Origin of the sequence: Notoacmeibacter ruber (genome assembly GCF_003668555.1) — a bacterium.
Taxonomy (GTDB): Bacteria; Pseudomonadota; Alphaproteobacteria; order Rhizobiales; family Rhizobiaceae; genus Notoacmeibacter; species Notoacmeibacter ruber.
Map to the genome: position 1 here is coordinate 142,934 of NZ_RCWN01000001.1, position 17,460 is coordinate 160,393.

Annotated in this window: 15 protein-coding genes and 1 tRNA gene; 8 read left to right on the forward strand and 8 right to left on the reverse strand. The window is 60.8% G+C overall.

All coding sequences use genetic code 11. From position 1 onward, the window contains the following. Window positions 1-147 precede the first annotated feature (147 nt). The 5 genes from dxs to aroA all read right to left on the reverse strand — a co-directional run bounded on the left by dxs (window position 148) and on the right by aroA (window position 6,991). Window positions 148-2,079, reverse strand: coding sequence for a 1-deoxy-D-xylulose-5-phosphate synthase (gene dxs, locus D8780_RS00680; protein WP_199699537.1), 1,932 nt, complete (start codon window positions 2,077-2,079; stop codon window positions 148-150). A gap of 76 nt (window positions 2,080-2,155) precedes the next feature. Further along, window positions 2,156-2,830: an SH3 domain-containing protein gene (locus D8780_RS00685; protein ID WP_121643909.1), complete on the reverse strand. Its 675-nt coding sequence runs from the start codon at window positions 2,828-2,830 to the stop codon at window positions 2,156-2,158. Between the two features lie 242 nt (window positions 2,831-3,072). Continuing rightward, window positions 3,073-4,887, reverse strand: coding sequence for a 30S ribosomal protein S1 (gene rpsA, locus D8780_RS00690; RefSeq protein WP_281004577.1), 1,815 nt, complete (start codon window positions 4,885-4,887; stop codon window positions 3,073-3,075). Window positions 4,888-4,985: 98 nt separating this feature from the next. Further along, window positions 4,986-5,627: a (d)CMP kinase gene (gene cmk / locus D8780_RS00695; RefSeq protein ID WP_121643911.1), complete on the reverse strand. Its 642-nt coding sequence runs from the start codon at window positions 5,625-5,627 to the stop codon at window positions 4,986-4,988. Beyond that, on the reverse strand, window positions 5,627-6,991 hold the full coding sequence (gene aroA / locus D8780_RS00700) for a 3-phosphoshikimate 1-carboxyvinyltransferase (protein WP_121646269.1): 1,365 nt from the start codon (window positions 6,989-6,991) through the stop codon (window positions 5,627-5,629). The genes cmk and aroA overlap by 1 nt, the downstream gene beginning before the upstream one ends. 215 nt (window positions 6,992-7,206) lie before the next feature. On the opposite strand from aroA, the gene D8780_RS00705 reads away from it, so the two are divergent. Next, entirely contained in the window at window positions 7,207-7,629 is a 423-nt protein-coding gene (locus D8780_RS00705; RefSeq protein WP_121646270.1) for a TIGR02300 family protein, read from the forward strand. Window positions 7,630-7,780: 151 nt separating this feature from the next. Further along, a tRNA-Ala gene (locus D8780_RS00710) sits at window positions 7,781-7,856 on the forward strand. 166 nt (window positions 7,857-8,022) lie between these two features. On the opposite strand, the gene D8780_RS00715 is transcribed toward D8780_RS00710, so the two are convergent. Next, a complete protein-coding gene (locus D8780_RS00715) occupies window positions 8,023-10,413 on the reverse strand; it encodes a heavy metal translocating P-type ATPase (RefSeq protein WP_121643912.1) in 2,391 nt (796 codons plus the stop codon). Between the two features lie 87 nt (window positions 10,414-10,500). Next, the gene (locus D8780_RS00720; RefSeq protein WP_121643913.1) at window positions 10,501-11,388 is read right to left on the reverse strand and encodes a DUF305 domain-containing protein; all 888 of its coding nucleotides are present in this window, start codon (window positions 11,386-11,388) and stop codon (window positions 10,501-10,503) included. Window positions 11,389-11,516: 128 nt separating this feature from the next. Here D8780_RS00720 and cueR point away from each other — a divergent pair, with 128 nt between their 5' ends. The 3 genes from cueR to D8780_RS00735 all read left to right on the forward strand — a co-directional run bounded on the left by cueR (window position 11,517) and on the right by D8780_RS00735 (window position 13,488). After that, entirely contained in the window at window positions 11,517-11,921 is a 405-nt protein-coding gene (gene cueR / locus D8780_RS00725; RefSeq protein ID WP_121643914.1) for a Cu(I)-responsive transcriptional regulator, read from the forward strand. Then, window positions 11,914-12,324, forward strand: coding sequence for a c-type cytochrome (locus D8780_RS00730; protein WP_121643915.1), 411 nt, complete (start codon window positions 11,914-11,916; stop codon window positions 12,322-12,324). Before cueR ends, D8780_RS00730 begins: the two co-directional genes overlap by 8 nt. A 180-nt stretch (window positions 12,325-12,504) precedes the next feature. After that, entirely contained in the window at window positions 12,505-13,488 is a 984-nt protein-coding gene (locus D8780_RS00735) for a complex I NDUFA9 subunit family protein (protein WP_121646271.1), read from the forward strand. 6 nt (window positions 13,489-13,494) lie between these two features. On the opposite strand, the gene D8780_RS00740 is transcribed toward D8780_RS00735, so the two are convergent. Continuing rightward, a complete protein-coding gene (locus tag D8780_RS00740) occupies window positions 13,495-14,301 on the reverse strand; it encodes an undecaprenyl-diphosphate phosphatase (protein WP_121643916.1) in 807 nt (268 codons plus the stop codon). Window positions 14,302-14,453: 152 nt separating this feature from the next. On the opposite strand from D8780_RS00740, the gene D8780_RS00745 reads away from it, so the two are divergent. The 3 genes from D8780_RS00745 to D8780_RS00755 are packed head-to-tail and all read left to right on the forward strand — an operon-like array spanning window position 14,454 to window position 17,219. Further along, window positions 14,454-15,146 carry a glutathione S-transferase family protein gene (locus tag D8780_RS00745; RefSeq protein ID WP_121643917.1) on the forward strand — a complete coding sequence of 231 codons (693 nt, stop codon included), beginning with the start codon at window positions 14,454-14,456 and terminating at the stop codon, window positions 15,144-15,146. Then, window positions 15,127-16,299 (forward strand): tRNA epoxyqueuosine(34) reductase QueG, encoded by a 1,173-nt coding sequence (gene queG, locus D8780_RS00750; RefSeq protein WP_121643918.1) that lies wholly within the window; start codon window positions 15,127-15,129, stop codon window positions 16,297-16,299. The genes D8780_RS00745 and queG overlap by 20 nt, the downstream gene beginning before the upstream one ends. Window positions 16,300-16,316: 17 nt before the next feature. Further along, entirely contained in the window at window positions 16,317-17,219 is a 903-nt protein-coding gene (locus D8780_RS00755) for an SDR family oxidoreductase (protein WP_121643919.1), read from the forward strand. Window positions 17,220-17,460 lie beyond the last annotated feature (241 nt).

Below are 17,460 nucleotides of genomic sequence, written 5' to 3' on the forward strand. Positions count from 1 at the left end.
CGAATGAAGCTCTTTTCAACTGTTTATGCTGTATCGCAGCATGGTATAAATACCATCGTGCAATGCACAATAAAGTCCAGCATATCGTTCACATAAAAGGAAATTTTAATGCTGCATCGCAGCATATCTGCACTCTGTGCGACCGCCTTAGCTTGATGCGGCGATTGAGGACATGCCCAGTGCCCCCATGATCGTGCGGACAATATTTCCGGCGTTGAGGCCGGCCTCTTCATACATCGCGGAAGCGGAATCCTGGTCGATGAAACGATCGGGCAGTGTCAAAGAGCGGAATTTCAATCCGCCGTCGAGAAAGCCGCCTTCGAGAAGTCTCTGGGCGACGTGGCTGCCGAAGCCGCCGATCGCGCCTTCCTCGACCGTCACCAGAACTTCATGATCGCGCGCCAGTCGCGCCAGGAGATCTTCGTCGAGAGGTTTGGCAAACCGCGCATCGGCCACCGTGGCTGAAAGTCCTCTGGTTTCGAGGTCTTCGGCTGCTTTCAGCGCTTCCGCAAGGCGAGGGCCGAGCGATAGGATGGCCACGCGCCCACCTTCGCGAATGATACGCCCCTTGCCGATTGGCAGCACTTCGCCTTCCTCGGGCATTTCGACGCCAACACCTTCGCCTCGCGGAAAGCGGATGGCGGAAGGTCCGTCATTGATGGTCACGGCCGTGGCGACCATATGACGCAATTCGGCTTCATCAGCCGGAGCCATGATGGTGAAGCCGGGCAGATTGCCGAGATAGGCGAGGTCGAAAGAGCCGGCATGGGTTGCGCCGTCAGCCCCAACCAGGCCGGCCCTGTCGATCGCAAAGCGTACCGGCAGATTTTGCAGCGCGATGTCGTGAACGACCTGGTCATAGGCTCGCTGCAGAAAGGTTGAGTAGATAGCGCAAAAGGGCTTCATGCCGCTGGCCGCCAGAGCGCCGCAGAAGGTCACGGCGTGCTGTTCGGCAATGCCGACATCGAAAGTGCGGGAAGGAAAGCGTTTTCCGAAGACGTCGAGCCCGGTGCCGGACGGCATGGCGGCCGTGACCGCACAAATCCTCCGGTCCTTCTCGGCATGGTGGATGAGGCTGTCGGCAAAGACCTTCGTATAGGCAGGGGCGTTGCTCTTCGCCTTGAACTGCTTGCCAGAGGGCACGTCGAATTTCGAAACGCCATGGTACTTGTCGGCCGAGGCTTCGGCCGGAGCATAGCCTTTGCCCTTCTTGGTGATGGTATGAAGCAGCACCGGCCCGTGGGCGCGCGCCTTGACGGCACGCAGCACGGCGAGCAATGCATGGATATCGTGACCATCGATCGGACCGGCATAGGAAAAGCCGAGCTCTTCGAACAGCGTTCCACCGACCACCATTCCCTTGACGAGATGCTTGGCGCGTTCCGCGCCCTCCCGGAACGGTGGCGGCAGGAGGGAGACGGCGCCCTTCGCAAGAGAACGAAAGTCCTGCAGCGGCTTGCCCGCATATAGACGCGAGAGATAGCGGCTCATCGCGCCGACCGGCGGCGCAATGCTCATCTCGTTATCATTGAGGATGACGACCAATCGCTTGCCGAGATGTCCGGCATTGTTCAGTGCCTCATAGGCCATGCCGGCGCTCATCGCGCCATCACCGATCACGGCGATCGCATCGCCGGTTTCCATGCCGAAATCGCGTCCGGCCGCGAAACCGAGGGCGGCGGAAATCGATGTCGAGGAGTGGGCCGCGCCGAATGGGTCGTATTCGCTCTCGGAGCGTTTGGTGAAGCCGGAAAGTCCGCCGCCCTGCCGCAAGGTGCGGATGCGGTCTCGGCGTCCGGTCAGAATCTTGTGGGGGTAGGTCTGATGGCCGACATCCCAGACAAGCTTGTCGCGTGGCGTATCGAAGATGGCGTGAATGGCAACCGTCATCTCCACCACGCCCAGCGACGCGCCCAGATGGCCGCCTGTCTCCGAAACGGCCGAGATCGTTTCCTGTCGCAGTTCATGGGCCAGCCGTGACAGTTCGTCATCGGAAAGCGCCTTCAGGTCGGCCGGCGTATCGATGCGATCAAGAAGCGGCGTATGGGGGCGGTCAGACAAGACGGTCAGCTCTCTCATTGCTGGAAAATGGCGGCGATCTATCCGCCAAGCACCTAAGCAAGGTATCGGCGCAATGCAATGAGAATGCTTGCCCTCATCCTTCCTTCTCAATGCGCCAGGACGATATGCGGCCATTGAGTGCGGCGGGCATTCGATCGATCGATTTCCTGAAGGTCTGGCACCGGCCGGTCAGGCCGTAATTATCGCATACCGTGACGATGTAGCCATCGCCGATCCGCGCGGAAGCGATGCGATCGTTCCATTCGCGCCCGAGGGTTATCGCTTCGTCGGCGCGATCGTGGCAATCGGCTTCGCCGGCTTCTTCATATTCCGAATAGAAACAGACGCCGAGTTCAGACTTCGGGGCTCCGGCGGCTGTGTTGCCCGGATCGGATCCGGGAACCGCCGTTGGCGTGGAAGCGTCTCGCTTTCTCTTTTTGTCGTCAGGCGTGAAACTGATCCTGCTTGCCACATCGCGCACCCGCGAGCCGGACAGATCGCCATCCTGCAGGATCAGGAAGGCGCCAGCGATCCAGCCAGTGCCGGTGGCAGCCTCGACACGGCACCAGCGGCCCTGCGGGGTGCATTCGAGAAGCCGTCCGCTGGCATTTTCCGCCATTGAGCCGACGCGCTCATATTGAACGCCGGGCCCGGCGCGCATGTTCATGCCGGCCCGCGCCTGAACCGAAAGCTCGGCGGCATGAGAAACGGCAGCAAAATTCATCAGAAAGAATACGGCAGAGAAAAGGACGCGTCCGGCAGTAGCCATGGGCAGGCAATTCCAGTCTATTCGAATAGGTCCCTATAAGAAGGGCGGTAGCGGACAAATTCGACCGCAATTGGACAGGTCGAGCTATCACCCAGCGTCAATCTCTACAACCAGAAGGTCCGATCACAATTCCTCACAATTTTTGACTGTGAGGCTGTCACTGCGTCCAACCCCGATCTCGGACAAAAAAAAGCCCGGCGGATAACCGCCGGGCCTCAGAGCTTTGAAAGAGTGGGGGACGATTACTCGTCGCTACCCTTTTCCTTGAGCGCAGCGCCGAGAATGTCGCCGAGCGACGCACCGGAGTCGGACGAGCCGTACTGTGCGACCGCTTCCTTCTCCTCGGCGATTTCCAGCGCCTTGATGGAGACGGAGATGCGACGGTTCTTCTTGTCGAACTGCGTGACACGACCATCGACCTTCTGACCGACGGAGAAGCGCTCGGGGCGCTGTTCCGCACGGTCGCGGGAAAGGTCGGCGCGGCGGATGAAGCTGTCGACATCGTGATCGACCAGCTTCACTTCCAGGCCGCCATCGGTCACGGCGGTCACTTCGCAGGTCACGACAGCGCCCTTGCGCAGTTCGCCGGATGCGGCTGCATCGCCAAGGGCGTCGCGGCCAAGCTGCTTGATGCCGAGGCTGATACGCTCTTTCTCCACGTCGACGTCGAGAACCTGGGCCGACACTTCGTCGCCCTTCTCATATTCGTCGATGACCTGCTCGCCGGGGCGGTCCCAGCTGAGGTCGGAAAGGTGCACCATGCCGTCCACATCGCCTTCGAGGCCGATGAACAGACCGAACTCGGTCTTGTTCTTGACTTCGCCGGTGACGGTTGCGCCGACCGGGAAGCTCTGGGCGAATGCATCCCACGGATTTTCCAGGGTCTGCTTCAGGCCGAGCGAAATGCGGCGCTTGACCGGATCGACTTCGAGAATGACCACGTCGACTTCCTGCGTCGTCGACAGGATCTTGCCGGGATGGACGTTCTTCTTGGTCCAGCTCATCTCCGAAACGTGGATCAGGCCTTCGATGCCCGGCTCCAGTTCGACGAATGCACCGTAATCGGTGATGTTGGTGACCGTTCCGGTGACCTTCTTGCCGAGCGGATACTTGCCGCCGATGCCGTCCCACGGATCGGCTTCGAGCTGCTTCATGCCGAGGCTGATGCGGTGCGTTTCCTGGTTGATGCGGATGATCTGCACATTCACCGTCTGGCCGATCTGAACGATCTCGGACGGATGGTTCACGCGGCGCCATGCCATGTCGGTCACGTGCAGCAGGCCGTCGATGCCACCGAGGTCGACGAATGCGCCGTAATCGGTGATGTTCTTGACCACGCCTTCGACCGTCTGGCCTTCTTCGAGGTTCTGAACGATCTCGGAACGCTGCTCCGCACGGCTCTCTTCGAGAACAGTCCGGCGGGATACGACGATATTGCCGCGGCGCTTGTCCATCTTCAGAATTTCAAAAGGCTGCGGCGTGTGCATCAGCGGGCCGACATCGCGGATCGGACGAATGTCCACCTGCGAGCGCGGCAGGAAGGCGACAGCGCCATCCAGATCGACGGTGAACCCGCCCTTGACCTGGTTGAAAATCTGACCTTCGACCTTTTCGCCGGACTCGAATTTCTTCTCCAGGCGGATCCAGGCTTCTTCGCGGCGGGCCTTGTCGCGGCTGATGACCGCATCGCCAAGCGCGTTTTCGATGCGCTCGACATAGACTTCCACCGTATCGCCGACCTTGAGGGTCGGTTCGCCATTCTTCACGCCGAATTCGCGCAGCGGCACGCGGCCTTCGACCTTCAGGCCGACGTCGATGACGGCCATGTCTTTTTCGATGCCGGTTACGAGACCTTCGACCACATTGCCTTCAGCGGCGAAATCGCCCGAGGCTTCGGTCTGGTCCAGCATAGCCGCAAAATCGTCGCGCGACGGATTCATTTCACTCATTTGATTAGATATCTCCAGCGGGAAGCGTTGAGATTTGCGGTCTTGCCGCTTCGCTTGCCCGTTCTGCGCCGGTGGTTCGTGTTGGGTCGACCCGTCTGCGCACTCCAGGTTCTCATATCAGAACCATCGAAACCGTACTGCCGGGAGCATCTCTTGCGTGGCAGGCGGCGATCCGGCGCGGTGGATGCGGACGGGCGTCGTTTGCGTCAGGCGGAGCGTTTGCCGTTGATCAGCAATCGTGCCGCATTGAACGCGGCCTCTATACCCATTTCGCTCGTATCCAGCAAGTGTGCGTCTTCAGCCGGCCGGAGCGGCGAATCGGAGCGGCCCATGTCGCGCTCGTCGCGCCGCTTGATGTCGGCCAGAATATCGGCCTCGCGTGCCTCTCCGCCATTGCGCAGGATCTCGTGATAGCGACGCTCGGCCCGTATTTCCGCAGAGGCGGTCACGTAGAGTTTGACGTCCGCATCGGGAAGCACCACCGTGCCGATGTCGCGCCCGTCGAGAACCGCTCCATGGCCCTTATTGGCGAAGGTGCGTTGGCGCTCGACCAGTTCTCTGCGAACCGCCGGCATGACCGCGACCCTTGAAGCGGCTTCGCCCACGCCATGAGCTGAAAGAATGGTCCGGTCCATCGCCGAGAGGTCCAGCGTCCGTGCCGCGTCGAGGGCGGCGTCCTCATCGTCGAGAGACGCGTCCCGGTCGATCATGGCCTTGGCGACCGCCCGATAGGTCAGGCCCGTGTCCAGATGGCGAAGGCCGTAATGTGCGGCGAGCCGCCGCGACAGCGTGCCCTTGCCCGATGCTGCCGGCCCGTCGATAGCGATGGTCAGGGGTGATTTGTCCATCAGCGATCGTCGCCCTCTGGAGTCGTTCGGGAAATCGTCGCGCCCAATTCTCCCATCAGATCGAAGAATTGCGGGAAGCTCGTCGCAACCATTCGGGAATCGTCGATCGTGACCGGTTTCTCGGCAGCGAGGCCCATGGTCAGGAACGCCATGGCAATGCGGTGGTCGAGATGGGTTTCGACAGTCCCGCCACCGATGCCCTTTCCGCTGGGCGTGCCGCGTACGGTCAGGCAGGCTTCGCTTTCGGTGCAGTCGACGCCATTGGCCTCAAGCCCCCGCGCGACCGCATGGAGCCGGTCGCTTTCCTTGACGCGCAATTCCTCGATCCCATCCATGACGGTTTCGCCCTCGGCGAATGCGGCGGCCACGGCAAGCACCGGATATTCGTCGATCATGGAGGGCGCGCGTTCAGGCGGCACCGCCACACCTTTCAGCTCGGATGACCGCACGCGCAGATCGGCCACATCTTCGCCGCCGGCGTCACGCCAGTTCACGATATCGATCAGTCCACCCATTTCCTGAAGCGTCAGAACGATGCCCGTCCGCGTCGGGTTCATCAGCACGTTTTCGATAGTGATGTCCGCGCCCGGCACAATCAGGCCGGCGACGAGAGGAAAGGCGGCCGAAGATGGATCGCCTGGAACATCGATGGTGCGGCCCTTCAGGGTCGGTTGTCCTTCTATGCGGATGGTCCGTACGCCGTCCGCATCCTCCGCAACCTCGATTTTTGCCCCGAAACCCATCAGCATCTTTTCGGTATGATCGCGCGTCATGACCGGCTCGATGACGGTGGTCGTGCCGGCGATATTGAGGCCCGCAAGCAGAACCGCGCTTTTCACCTGCGCGGAGGCGACCGGGACGCGATAGGTGATCGGAACGGGCGTTGCAGGCCCGCGAAGGGTGACCGGCAGTCGATCTCCCTCTTCCGCTTCGACGGCAACGCCCATCTGCCGCAGCGGATCCAGCACCCGTTTCATTGGTCGGCGGGAAAGTGACGCATCACCGATGAAACGGCTGGTCATGTGGTACGATCCCACAAGGCCCATCGTCAGCCGGCAGCCCGTCCCCGCATTGCCGAAGTCGAGCGGGCTTTCGGGTTCGAGCAGCGCGCCATTGCCCGTGCCGAAGACACGCCAGCAGGCGTCTTCCCGCGTCACCTTTGCGCCCATCGCCGCCATGGCCCGTCCGGTCGCGAGCACGTCCTCGCCCTCCAGGAGGCCGGTGATGACCGTCTCTCCACTCGCCAGCCCGCCAAACATCAGCGAGCGGTGCGATATGGACTTGTCGCCCGGTACGCGAATCGCGCCGGAAAGGGAATCGGCCCTGTGCGCGGTCGCTGGAAGGGGAGCGGCTTGATGCATGATGTCGTGCCTCGGCAAGGGTGCTGTTTCATATTCAGGCGGCGTGCGCTTAGCATGATGGGGCGAGATGGTCATCCGTCCGATGACGCTTTCGGAGCGATGACCTTTGACAGTTTTCGCCACCGGGGTTATGGGCTGGCCAAAATCGTACAATCTGACGCGAAACCGGTAGCGGCATGGCTCGGCCGGAAGCGCGAGAGAGCAGGGAACTGGAAACCGTGGCTAAAACCGAACTCGGCACCAAGCGTACTTGCCCCGAAACCGGCAAGAAATTCTACGATCTGAACAAGGATCCGATCGTCTCACCCTATACGGGCAAGACCTATCCGCTTTCCTTCTTCGAAGAAACGGCAGCGGTGAAGAAGGCCGAGCCCGTTAAGGACAAGGTCGAGGAAGCGGAGACGGAGACCGAAGAGGAAGACGAATCCGAATTCGTCAGCCTTGAAGAAGCTGAGGACGACGAAGAGACTGGCACGGTCAAGTCGAAGGCGGCTGACTCCGATGTCGATATGGACACCGACGACATCGACCTTGAGGATGACGACGACGATCCGTTCCTCGGCGATGACGAAGATGATGACGACGACGACGATGTCTCCGACATCATCGCGGTCGGCGGTGACAACGAAGACGATAGCTGATTGTCAGGCAGGCTGGCGCAGAAAAATTTTGCCGGCCTGCATCTAGCCTCTTGATCGTTTCGGCAGGGCCGGATAGAAGCCCGCCATCCCAAACGGTGCTGTCCGCGTGCAGCACCGCCACGGAAGTCGAGCCGCTGGGCTCGCAAGGCGTGGGGCCATAGCTCAGTTGGGAGAGCGCTACAATGGCATTGTAGAGGTCAGGGGTTCGACTCCCCTTGGCTCCACCATCTTTCCTAAGAGAAAAACACAGACACCCGTCCCAGTCCTGCGCAAGCCGTCCAACGCCTGGCAGACGGCCAATCCTCACCGGTGACGGATGCCGTTATTGCCCTGCAGCGAAAAACGGCAGAACCGCAAAGGCGGCGATTGACAGGGCCTGACTGGGACCGGTCGTCAGAGATCGATCCGGCGTAGCCGCAGCGCATTCGTGATCACCGACACCGAGGAGAGCGACATGGCCGCCGCGGCAATCATGGGCGATAGCAGCAAACCGAAGACCGGGTAGAGAATGCCGGCGGCGATCGGCACGCCGAGCGCGTTGTAAAAGAACGCGAAGAAAAGGTTCTGCTTGATATTGCGAAGGGTCGCCTCGGCCAGCTTGCGCGCCCGCACAATACCCTGCAGATCGCCACCAAGAAGCGTGATGCCGGCGCTTTCCACGGCGACATCGGCGCCGGTTCCCATCGCGATCCCTACATTGGCCGCAGCGAGGGCCGGTGCATCATTGACCCCGTCACCCGCCATGGCGACGGAAGCGCCGGCTTGATGCAGTTCGTCGACCAGCGCCTTCTTGTCTGCCGGTAGAACGCCGGCCCGCACTTCGTCGATGCCGAGGCGGGCCGCGACGGCCTTCGCCGTGCGCTCATTGTCGCCCGTGGCCATGATGATGCGTAGTCCCTGGGAATGGAGGTCGCGAATGGCGTCTTCCGTACTGGCCTTTACCGGGTCGGCAACCGCGATGAGGCCTGCCAATTGCCGATCGACGGCGATATACATCACCGTCTTGCCCTGACCGCCGAGGTCGCCGGATACTTGCTCGGCGGCCGATGTTTCAACCGACAGATCGGCAAGAAGGGCGGCATTTCCGAGCGCGACATCGCTTCGTCCCACCATGCCGCGAACGCCCTTACCGGTAATCGCTTCGAAACCGGAAACTGTCGCGATCGTCAGGCCACGGGAGTGCGCGCCTTCGAGAATCGATTCCGCCAGAGGGTGTTCGGAGCCGCGTTCAAGCGCGGCCGCGAGAGAGAGCACTTCGTCTTCTGTCCGGTCGGCCAACGCGATCACATCCGTCAGTCGAGGCTTTCCCTCGGTCAATGTGCCGGTCTTGTCGATAACGAGCGTATCGACTTTCGCCATGCGCTCCAGCGCTTCGGCATCCTTGACGAGAACACCGGCCTGCGCACCGCGCCCGGCCGCGGTCGTGATGGAAATCGGCGTGGCGAGACCGAGCGCACAAGGGCAGGCAATGACCAGCACCGAGACGGCTGCGGCCATCGCATAAGCCAGGGCCGGCTCCGGACCGAAGATCAGCCAAAGGACAAAAGAAAGCAGCGCAATGCCCACCACCGTCGGCACGAACACCGCCGCCACCTTGTCGGCGAGTCCCTGAATGGGGGCCTTGGAAAGACGCGCGCTCGCAACCATCGAAACGATCTGCGACAGAACGGTCTCCGCCCCGACCTGCGTGGCGCGCACCGCAAGCGTTCCGTTCTTGTTGATCGTGCCGCCGGTCACGCGATCGCCAGTCGTTTTCTCCACCGGCACCGGTTCGCCTGTAATCATGCTTTCGTCGATGGAAGAGCGGCCTTCGATCACCTCGCCGTCGACGGGAATGCTTTCGCCCGGCCGAACGCGCACCAGATCGTCCTCGACGATATTGTCGAGCGGCGCGTCATATTCCGAGCCGTCGGGAAGGATGCGCCGCGCCCTCTTGGGGGCCAGATCCATCAGGGCGCGAATCGCGTCGCCGGTTCGCTCGCGTGCCCGCAATTCCAGCACCTGGCCAAGGAAGATGAGTGCGACGATCACGACGGCCGCCTCGTAATAGGTGCCGGCTTTGTCGCCCGACCGGTAGGCTTCCGGAAGGAGGCCGGGCAGGAATGTCGCGACCAGCGAATAGAGATAGGCGGCGCCGACACCGAGCATGATCAGCGTCCACATATTCGGCGCCCGGTTGCGTATGGAATCCACACCGCGCTTAAAGAAGGGCAGGGCGGCCCAGAGCACGACCGGCGTCGCAAGGGCGAATTCCAGATAGACGGCGATGCGCTCGCCGATCCAGTCACGCACCGGCAGGCCGACCATCTCGCCCATGGTCAGGATGAGCAGCGGAACGGCGGCCGCCGCGCTGATCCACATGCGTCTCGTGAAGTCCGTCAGTTCCGCGCTCGGCTCGTTGGACGGGACCATCGGCTCCAGTGCCATGCCGCAGATCGGGCAGGTGCCCGGTTCGTCGCGCACGATTTCCGGATCCATCGGGCAGGTGTATTGAACGCCGGGCTTACCGCGGCTTCGCACAATGTCTGCATTGCCGGAAAGGTAGAAATAGGGATCGTCGCGGAACTTGGTGCGACAGCCCTCCGAGCAGAAATAATAGGTCTCGCCCTCATAGGAATAGGTGCGGGCGTCCGGCTTGATGGTGACCGACATCCCGCAAACCGGATCGATCGCCTTGTCGGCGTTGCCGACAGCCGTCCCGTCGGCATTGCCATGATCGTGGTGGCGGTGCCCGCCGCAGCAATGGTGAGCGGCGTTGTCGGACGCTTTCGACTGTTCGGTCATGACCGTATTCCCGTTGTTGAACAGCGAATGTAGGTCTTCCAGTCACTGGAAGGTCAAGGGGGGCGACGCGTCGATCGATCGACTTGTTCACTGCGCAGCACCGCACCGGTAATAACCGCGATATCCTGCCTGCAGTCCGGCATCGAGCGTGAGGCGGAGCGTCGCTTCCTGAGGCGAACTGGCTGTCGCATCAAGAGTATCACCATCGTGTGCGTCGATGCGGATCGATGCGCCCTCGGTGAAGAAAGACAGCCCGGTTTCTTCATTGTCATTGCGCCCGTCCAGTAGCACCAGATCGCCGCTGATCTTGAGGAGGGCGCGGCTCTCGTTGCCGGAGTCGCCGAACGCCAGGACAGGCCTGCTTTCGGTCGTGTAGGAAAAACTGCAAACCGGCTCTTCTTTAAAGACCGTCTCCTTCTCATCCTGGTTCAGGAATTGCAGATCGAGCGTGGCGATTTCGGGAGTGGAAAGCGCTTCGTCCAGGCTGACGATCTGTGCTGCCTGCGATGCACCGGGTCCAGTGGCATCGCCGTTGGTCTCGATATCCTCGATCAGATAGCGCATCTCGGCAATTTCTTTGTCCTGCGCGTAAATGATCCCGTCTGCGAGCTTGCTTACGCGGGGATCGGATATATTGGCTCTGCCTGAGGTCATGATCGCGATGGAATGATGAGGGATCATTGCGCGCATATAGGATGTGTCACCGACTGTAATCTGGCTGCGTACCAGCCAGAGCGAGGCGCCGAAGACAATCACCGCGCCGACGAAAATGGCGGCATTCAGCGCCTTGCTGGAATACATCGAAAGCATGAACGCCAGCATGATGATGGCCATGGCCGCGCCCATGAGAATAGCCATGTAGACGCGCGTTTCGGACCAGAAGATATGCGTGACGAGAAATGTGTTCAGATACATGAGACCGAACATCACCACCGTCGAGGTGAGGATCATCGCCGCAAAGCGCCAGTAGGACATGATGGAGAACTCCCGAAATTATTTTCTGGAGAGGAAATGACCTTACAGCGCAGGAGGGTTCCCCACTATCTGAAGTCGCTTGACCCTCCAGTTGCTGGAAGGTTTATCCTGAATGAAGGAGCTATGTGATGAATATTGGTGATGTTTCGGCAGCCAGCGGACTGCCCGCGAAGACGATCCGTTATTATGAAGAGATCGGCCTCATCGACGCGGGTCGTGGTGCAAACGGCTATCGCGACTTCAGCGAGAGTGACGGCCATAAGCTCGCCTTTCTGGGACGTGCTCGATCCCTCGGTTTTTCCATTGAGGATTGCCGAACCCTTCTGTCACTTTACGAGGACAGGGAACGCGCGAGTGCCGATGTGAAGGCGGTCGCGACGGAGCATATCCGCCGGATCACGTCGAAGATCGAGGAACTGGAATCGCTACGGCAGACGCTGAGTGAACTGATCAGCCGGTGCAAAGGCAATGATCGCCCCGATTGCCCGATCATCGACGACCTGTCGGGAGCACGGAGTGCGTGCCATGAGTAGAAAATTCGTGATGGTGCTCGCCGCACTTTTCGTCGTTCTGGTGGGCGGGTGGTTCGTGTTTTTCGGGCAGGCCCCCTCCGACGGCGGCGAAGAACAGGCGTCACTTGTCATCCCAACCCTCTCCGGGGAGCAGCTTAAGGGCAAGGCGCTCTTCGACCGCAACTGCGCAAGCTGCCATGGCGAAAGTGGCGTTGGAACGGATCAGGGCCCGCCCTTCATTCATCCGATTTACGAGCCCGGCCATCATGGCGATCAGGCCTTTCTCCTGGCCGCGCAAAACGGTGTACGCGCCCACCATTGGCGTTTCGGCAATATGCCTCCCGTTGCCGGCGTCGGTCAGTCCGAAGTTCGGAAGATCGTCGCTTATGTGCGCGCCGTACAGCGAGCCAATGGTATTCGCTGATCCTTCGGATATTCGACTTTGACCGCTGATCGATCCGCCGGGCGGTCTTCCGGCCACTAAACAGCGAGAATCGGGGTGGAACGTCCGCCTTCGCGTTGCGCTTTGTGTCAAAACCGCTAAATCGGTGCGCAGAGCCAATGAATGAGGCCCGATGGCCGCTATCCAGTCCAGAGATCGATCATGACCCGCTATCCTTCCGCCCCTCCACTGGTGACTATTTTCGGCGGTTCCGGCTTCCTTGGCCGCCATGTCGTGCAGGCGCTTGCTCGCAGGGGCTTTCGCATGCGCGTCGCCTGTCGCAACCCCAATAGGGCGCAGCATCTGCAGCCGCTTGGAAATGTCGGGCAGATCCAGACGATCAAGGCGAATATTCGCGACGAAAATGCCATTGCACGCGCCTGCGAAGGCGCCGATCACGTGGTCAACCTTGTCGGTGTATTGGTCGAGACCGGCAAGCAGACGTTTGAAGCTCTTCAGAATGAAGGAGCCGCCGATCTGGCGCGCGCCGCCGCCAAGGCCGGCGCAGGGATGACCTTCGTTTCAGCGATTGGAGCCGACGAGGATAGCGCAAGCGAATATGCCCGTGCCAAGGCGAAGGGCGAGCAGGCGGTTCTGGATGCTGTCCCGGATGCGGTCATTCTCCGGCCTTCCATCATGTTCGGTCCCGAAGACGATTTCTTCAACCGGTTTGGCGATATGGCGCGGTTCACACCGGCCCTGCCGCTGATCGGTGGCGGCGATACGCGTTTCCAGCCCGTCTATGTGGCTGATGTCGCCGAAGTTGTGGCGCGCAGCGTCGCCGGCGAATTGCAGGGTGGAGCGATCTATGAGCTCGGCGGACCGGAGGTGTTCACCTTCAAGGAGCTGATGCAGATCGTGCTGGATCAGACAGATCGCAAGCGCGTCCTCATGCCTCTGCCGAAATCGATCGCCAGCATCATAGGCGGGGTCGGCGACTTCATTCCTTTCGGTCTTGCGCCGCTCACCTCCGATCAGGTGCGGCAGCTCAATAACGACAATGTGGTGTCGGACGAGGCAAGAAAGGATGGACGGACGCTCGAGGGCCTCGGCATCCAACCGCACACCGTTCGGGCGATCGTCCCCTCCTATATCTGGCGTTATCGGCCGGAGGGAGAGTTTACCCGCAGTCGCGGAGAGGGCTGACGGCGCTCAGCCGACCAGCAGCAATCCGGCGAGGCCTGCCGCACCGACGACGATGCGCCACCAGCCGAACAGCCCGTATCCGTAGCGGCTGACATAGGCCAGAAGCGCTTTCACCACGAGCGCCGCGACGATGAAGGCCGCGACGAAGCCAACCGCGATGACCGATGTATCGGCGCCCGACAGGACGTCGCGATTCTTGAAAAGATCGTAGACCACGGCGCCGGTCATGGTCGGCATGGCGAGGAAGAAGCTGAACTCCGCCGCGCTGCGTTTGTCCGCACCCAGCAGCAGCGACCCGACAATGGTCGAACCGGATCGAGAGGTTCCGGGGATCATGGCAAGGCACTGGAAAAATCCGATCGCGATGCAAAGCCACAGCGGATAATCCATGATGTCGTTGTAGCGTGGCGCTTTCACCAGCCGGTCGACGAAAAGCAACACGATACCGCCGACGATCAGCGCAACGCAGATCACCATTGGGGTTTCGAACAGAACCGTCTTGATGAAATCATGTGCCAGGACGCCGATGACCGCTGCCGGGAGAAAAGCCAGCAGGATGCCAATGACGAAATGGCGCGAGCGCGGGCTGCTCGGCAGCGTGACCGCCAGATTCCAGAGCCGCGCGAAATAGAGCATCACGATCGCCAGGATCGCGCCGAGCTGGATGACGATTTCGAAGACCTTGCCGGTCGATTCGAAGCCCATGAAATGTCCGGCGAGAAGAATATGGCCGGTCGACGAAACGGGAAGAAACTCGGTCAATCCCTCCAGAATGCCGAGGATCAACGCGTCGAATAGTGTCTGTTCACCCACGGCTGACCGGGTCCTTTATCCGTTGCTAATTCTTGTGTGCTTGATTGTTAGCCTCTATAGCCCGAAACCCTGATGGCCTCCGAATCGCACATGCGACATTTCTTTACCGGTGCGAGGAAACGAATGCCATGCGTAGCTTTGATGCGTGAGCGATGCTGACCCTTTTTCACTATCCCATGAATGCGGGCAGCCGCTTCATCCGCCTGCTCCTGACGGAATATTCCGTACCGTTTACCCTTATCGAGGAAACGCCCTGGGTGCGCCGGCGTGAGTTCCTTCAGCTCAATCCGGCCGGATCGGTGCCGGTCCTGCTTGCCGAATCGGACCAGCCGGTGGCGGGCACCATGACGATCTGCGAGTATATCGACGAGACGCGGGGCAGCATGTCCCGCGACAAGCGCCTGATGCCGTCCGACGTCTTCGGAAGGGCGGAGGCGCGCCGTCTGACGAGTTGGTATCTCGACAAGTGCGAAAACGAAGTCACGCGCCACATGGTCCGCGAACGGGTCACACGGCCTCTCATGCCGACGGAGAAGGGTGGCGGATCGCCGGATGCTGGCGCGTTGCGCGCGGCGCGAAGCAATATTACCCAACATCTGAAATACACCAATTATCTGGCTGGCACCCGTAACTGGCTATCCGGAGACAAGCTGACCATTGCCGACCTTGCCGCCGGCGCGACCCTTTCGATCCTCGACTATCTCGGCGAGCTGGACTGGTCAGGCCACGAGGCCGCCCGGGAATGGTATGCCAGGGTCAAGAGCCGGCCGTCCTTCCGTCCCCTCTTGCAGGAGCGGGTGCGCGGCTTGCCGCCCTCCGCCCATTATGCGGATCCCGACTTCTGACCAGTCCGCTCGCGCCGAGCGGCTCCGCGCCTTCCTGCACAAAGAGGCGCGGGCGCTCGGCTTCGACGGCGTGGCCATCACTAGGCCCGACGCGATACCGCAGGCCGCAGAGCGTCTGTCGCATTTCGTTGCAGAAGGGCGGCATGGGACAATGGGCTGGATAGCGGAAACGGCGGAGCGGCGAGGCAGCCCGACAGGGCTCTGGCCGGAGGTCCGCTCCGTCATCATGCTCGCTGTCAATTACGGTCCGGAAGAGAACCCCCTGCCGCTTCTGCAGCGAAAAGAGAAGGCGAACGTTTCTGTCTATGCGCGCCATCGCGATTATCACGATCTCATCAAGGGCCGCCTGAAGACACTGGCATCGAAATTGCTGGCGCGGGTGCGCCAGATGGATGCGGAAGACCGGAACGAAGTGAAGGTCTTTGTCGATACCGCCCCACTGATGGAAAAGCCGCTGGCGGAAGCCGCCGGCCTGGGCTGGCAGGGCAAGCATACCAATCTTGTCAGTCGCGAGCATGGCTCATGGCTCTTTCTTGGCTCGATCCTCACCACGCTCGACCTGCCGGCGGACCAAGCCGAAATCGACCATTGCGGCTCGTGCCGGGCCTGCCTCGACATCTGCCCGACTAATGCGTTTCCCGCCCCATATCAGCTCGATGCGCGGCGCTGCATTTCCTATCTGACCATCGAACATGACGGCCTGATCCCCTTGGAATTTCGCCCGGCGATGGGAAACAGGGTCTATGGATGCGATGATTGTCTGGCCATCTGCCCGTGGAACAAATTCGCCAGCGAAACGAAGGAAGCCAAGCTGGCTGCACGCCACGATCTGAAAGCGCCGCCGCTGGCTGATTTCCTTGAAATGGACGATGCCGCATTTCGCGCTTTCTTTTCCGGCTCGCCCGTCAAACGCATCGGACGCGACCGTTTCGTGCGGAACGTGCTGGTCGCCGCCGGCAATAGCGGCAAAACCGAACTGGTGCCGCTTGTCGAAGCGCTGCTTGATGATCCGGCGCCCCAGGTTCGCGGCATGGCGGTCTGGGCGCTCTCACGGCTGGACCATGCAACTCTTGCATGCCATCAGGGTGACGCCTCAACAGATGAGGATGGAGCGGTGCGGCATGAGTGGCGGCAGGCACTTTCCAACGGCTAGACTGGGATCGGAACGGCGTGAGACTTTTTCTGTTTGGTGCAGGTTACAGCGCGCGAGGCGTGGCGCAGGAACTGGCGGCCGAATCTGAATGGATTGGCGGTACGTCACGTTCGGCCGATCAGTTGAAGACACTTCCTGATTTCGGCATTGCTCCCTATCGATTTGCGGGTCGCGACGACGATGTAGCGACGATGCCCCTTTTCGATGTGACCCATCTTCTGGTTTCCATCGCGCCGGACCAGCAGGGTGACCCCGTTTTGGATGCAGCTGGCGATACCATCCGAAACAACATGCCCGCCCTGCGATGGATCGGATATTTCTCCACCATCGGCGTTTACGGGGATGCCGATGGGAAGTGGATCGATGAAAGCGCGCCGCGCCTGAGCGACAAGAGGCGCGGTCGAGAACGGATCGACGCGGAGGATGGCTGGATCGCGCTCGGAAACGCGCTTGATATTCCGGTCGCGGTGTTGCGTCTGGCCGGCATTTACGGGCCGGGTCGCAACCAGCTTCTCAAGCTGGCCGAGGGAAAGGCGCGCCGTATCATCAAGCCCGGTCAGGTCTTCAATCGCATTCATGTCGACGATATTGCCGGTGCGACTGCGCATCTGCTGCGGCAGAAAGCCAATGGGGCCTGGAACATCACCGATGACGAGCCGGCCCCTCCACAGGATGTCATCGAATATGCTGCCGGACTGATGGGCGTTCAGCCACCGCCCGCGGTTGACTTCGATACCGCGGACCTTTCTCCTATGGTCCGCAGCTTCTATGGCGACAATAAGCGGGTCAGCAATGCGAGACTGAAAGCCTCCGGCTACAGTTTGCGCTTTCCGGATTATCGCAGTGCGCTGGATCATTTGTGGCAGTCGGACCGTTGGCGCGGCCGGGGTCCGCTGGATGCGCCCCGCGCGATGAGCTGAGTTCGGTCAGTTCCGCATTCGCCAGGGCACGAAGATCCGACCATGGTGGCATCGGCAGGTCGGCAAGTTCGTCGAGCGTGAGATGCCGAAGTGATTCATGGGCCAGAATGTCGTGCCCCTCTTCGCCGTTGCCCAGTAAGTTTTTCTTGAACCACTCGCGCCATTTGCGAAATCCGAAATACATATCGCTCTCCCTTTCATGAAGGGAAAGGCCACATATTTTTACGATGGCCAATGGAAT

Coding starts and splice junctions, on each gene's coding strand:
- dxs (WP_199699537.1), bottom strand. CDS start 2,079: ATGAGAGAGCTGACCGTCTTGTCTGACCGCCCCCATACGCCGCTTCTT.
- D8780_RS00685 (WP_121643909.1), bottom strand. CDS start 2,830: ATGGCTACTGCCGGACGCGTCCTTTTCTCTGCCGTATTCTTTCTGATG.
- cmk (WP_121643911.1), bottom strand. CDS start 5,627: ATGGACAAATCACCCCTGACCATCGCTATCGACGGGCCGGCAGCATCG.
- D8780_RS00715 (WP_121643912.1), bottom strand. CDS start 10,413: ATGACCGAACAGTCGAAAGCGTCCGACAACGCCGCTCACCATTGCTGC.
- D8780_RS00720 (WP_121643913.1), bottom strand. CDS start 11,388: ATGTCCTACTGGCGCTTTGCGGCGATGATCCTCACCTCGACGGTGGTG.
- cueR (WP_121643914.1), top strand. CDS start 11,517: ATGAATATTGGTGATGTTTCGGCAGCCAGCGGACTGCCCGCGAAGACG.
- D8780_RS00730 (WP_121643915.1), top strand. CDS start 11,914: ATGAGTAGAAAATTCGTGATGGTGCTCGCCGCACTTTTCGTCGTTCTG.
- D8780_RS00735 (WP_121646271.1), top strand. CDS start 12,505: ATGACCCGCTATCCTTCCGCCCCTCCACTGGTGACTATTTTCGGCGGT.
- D8780_RS00745 (WP_121643917.1), top strand. CDS start 14,454: ATGCTGACCCTTTTTCACTATCCCATGAATGCGGGCAGCCGCTTCATC.
- queG (WP_121643918.1), top strand. CDS start 15,127: ATGCGGATCCCGACTTCTGACCAGTCCGCTCGCGCCGAGCGGCTCCGC.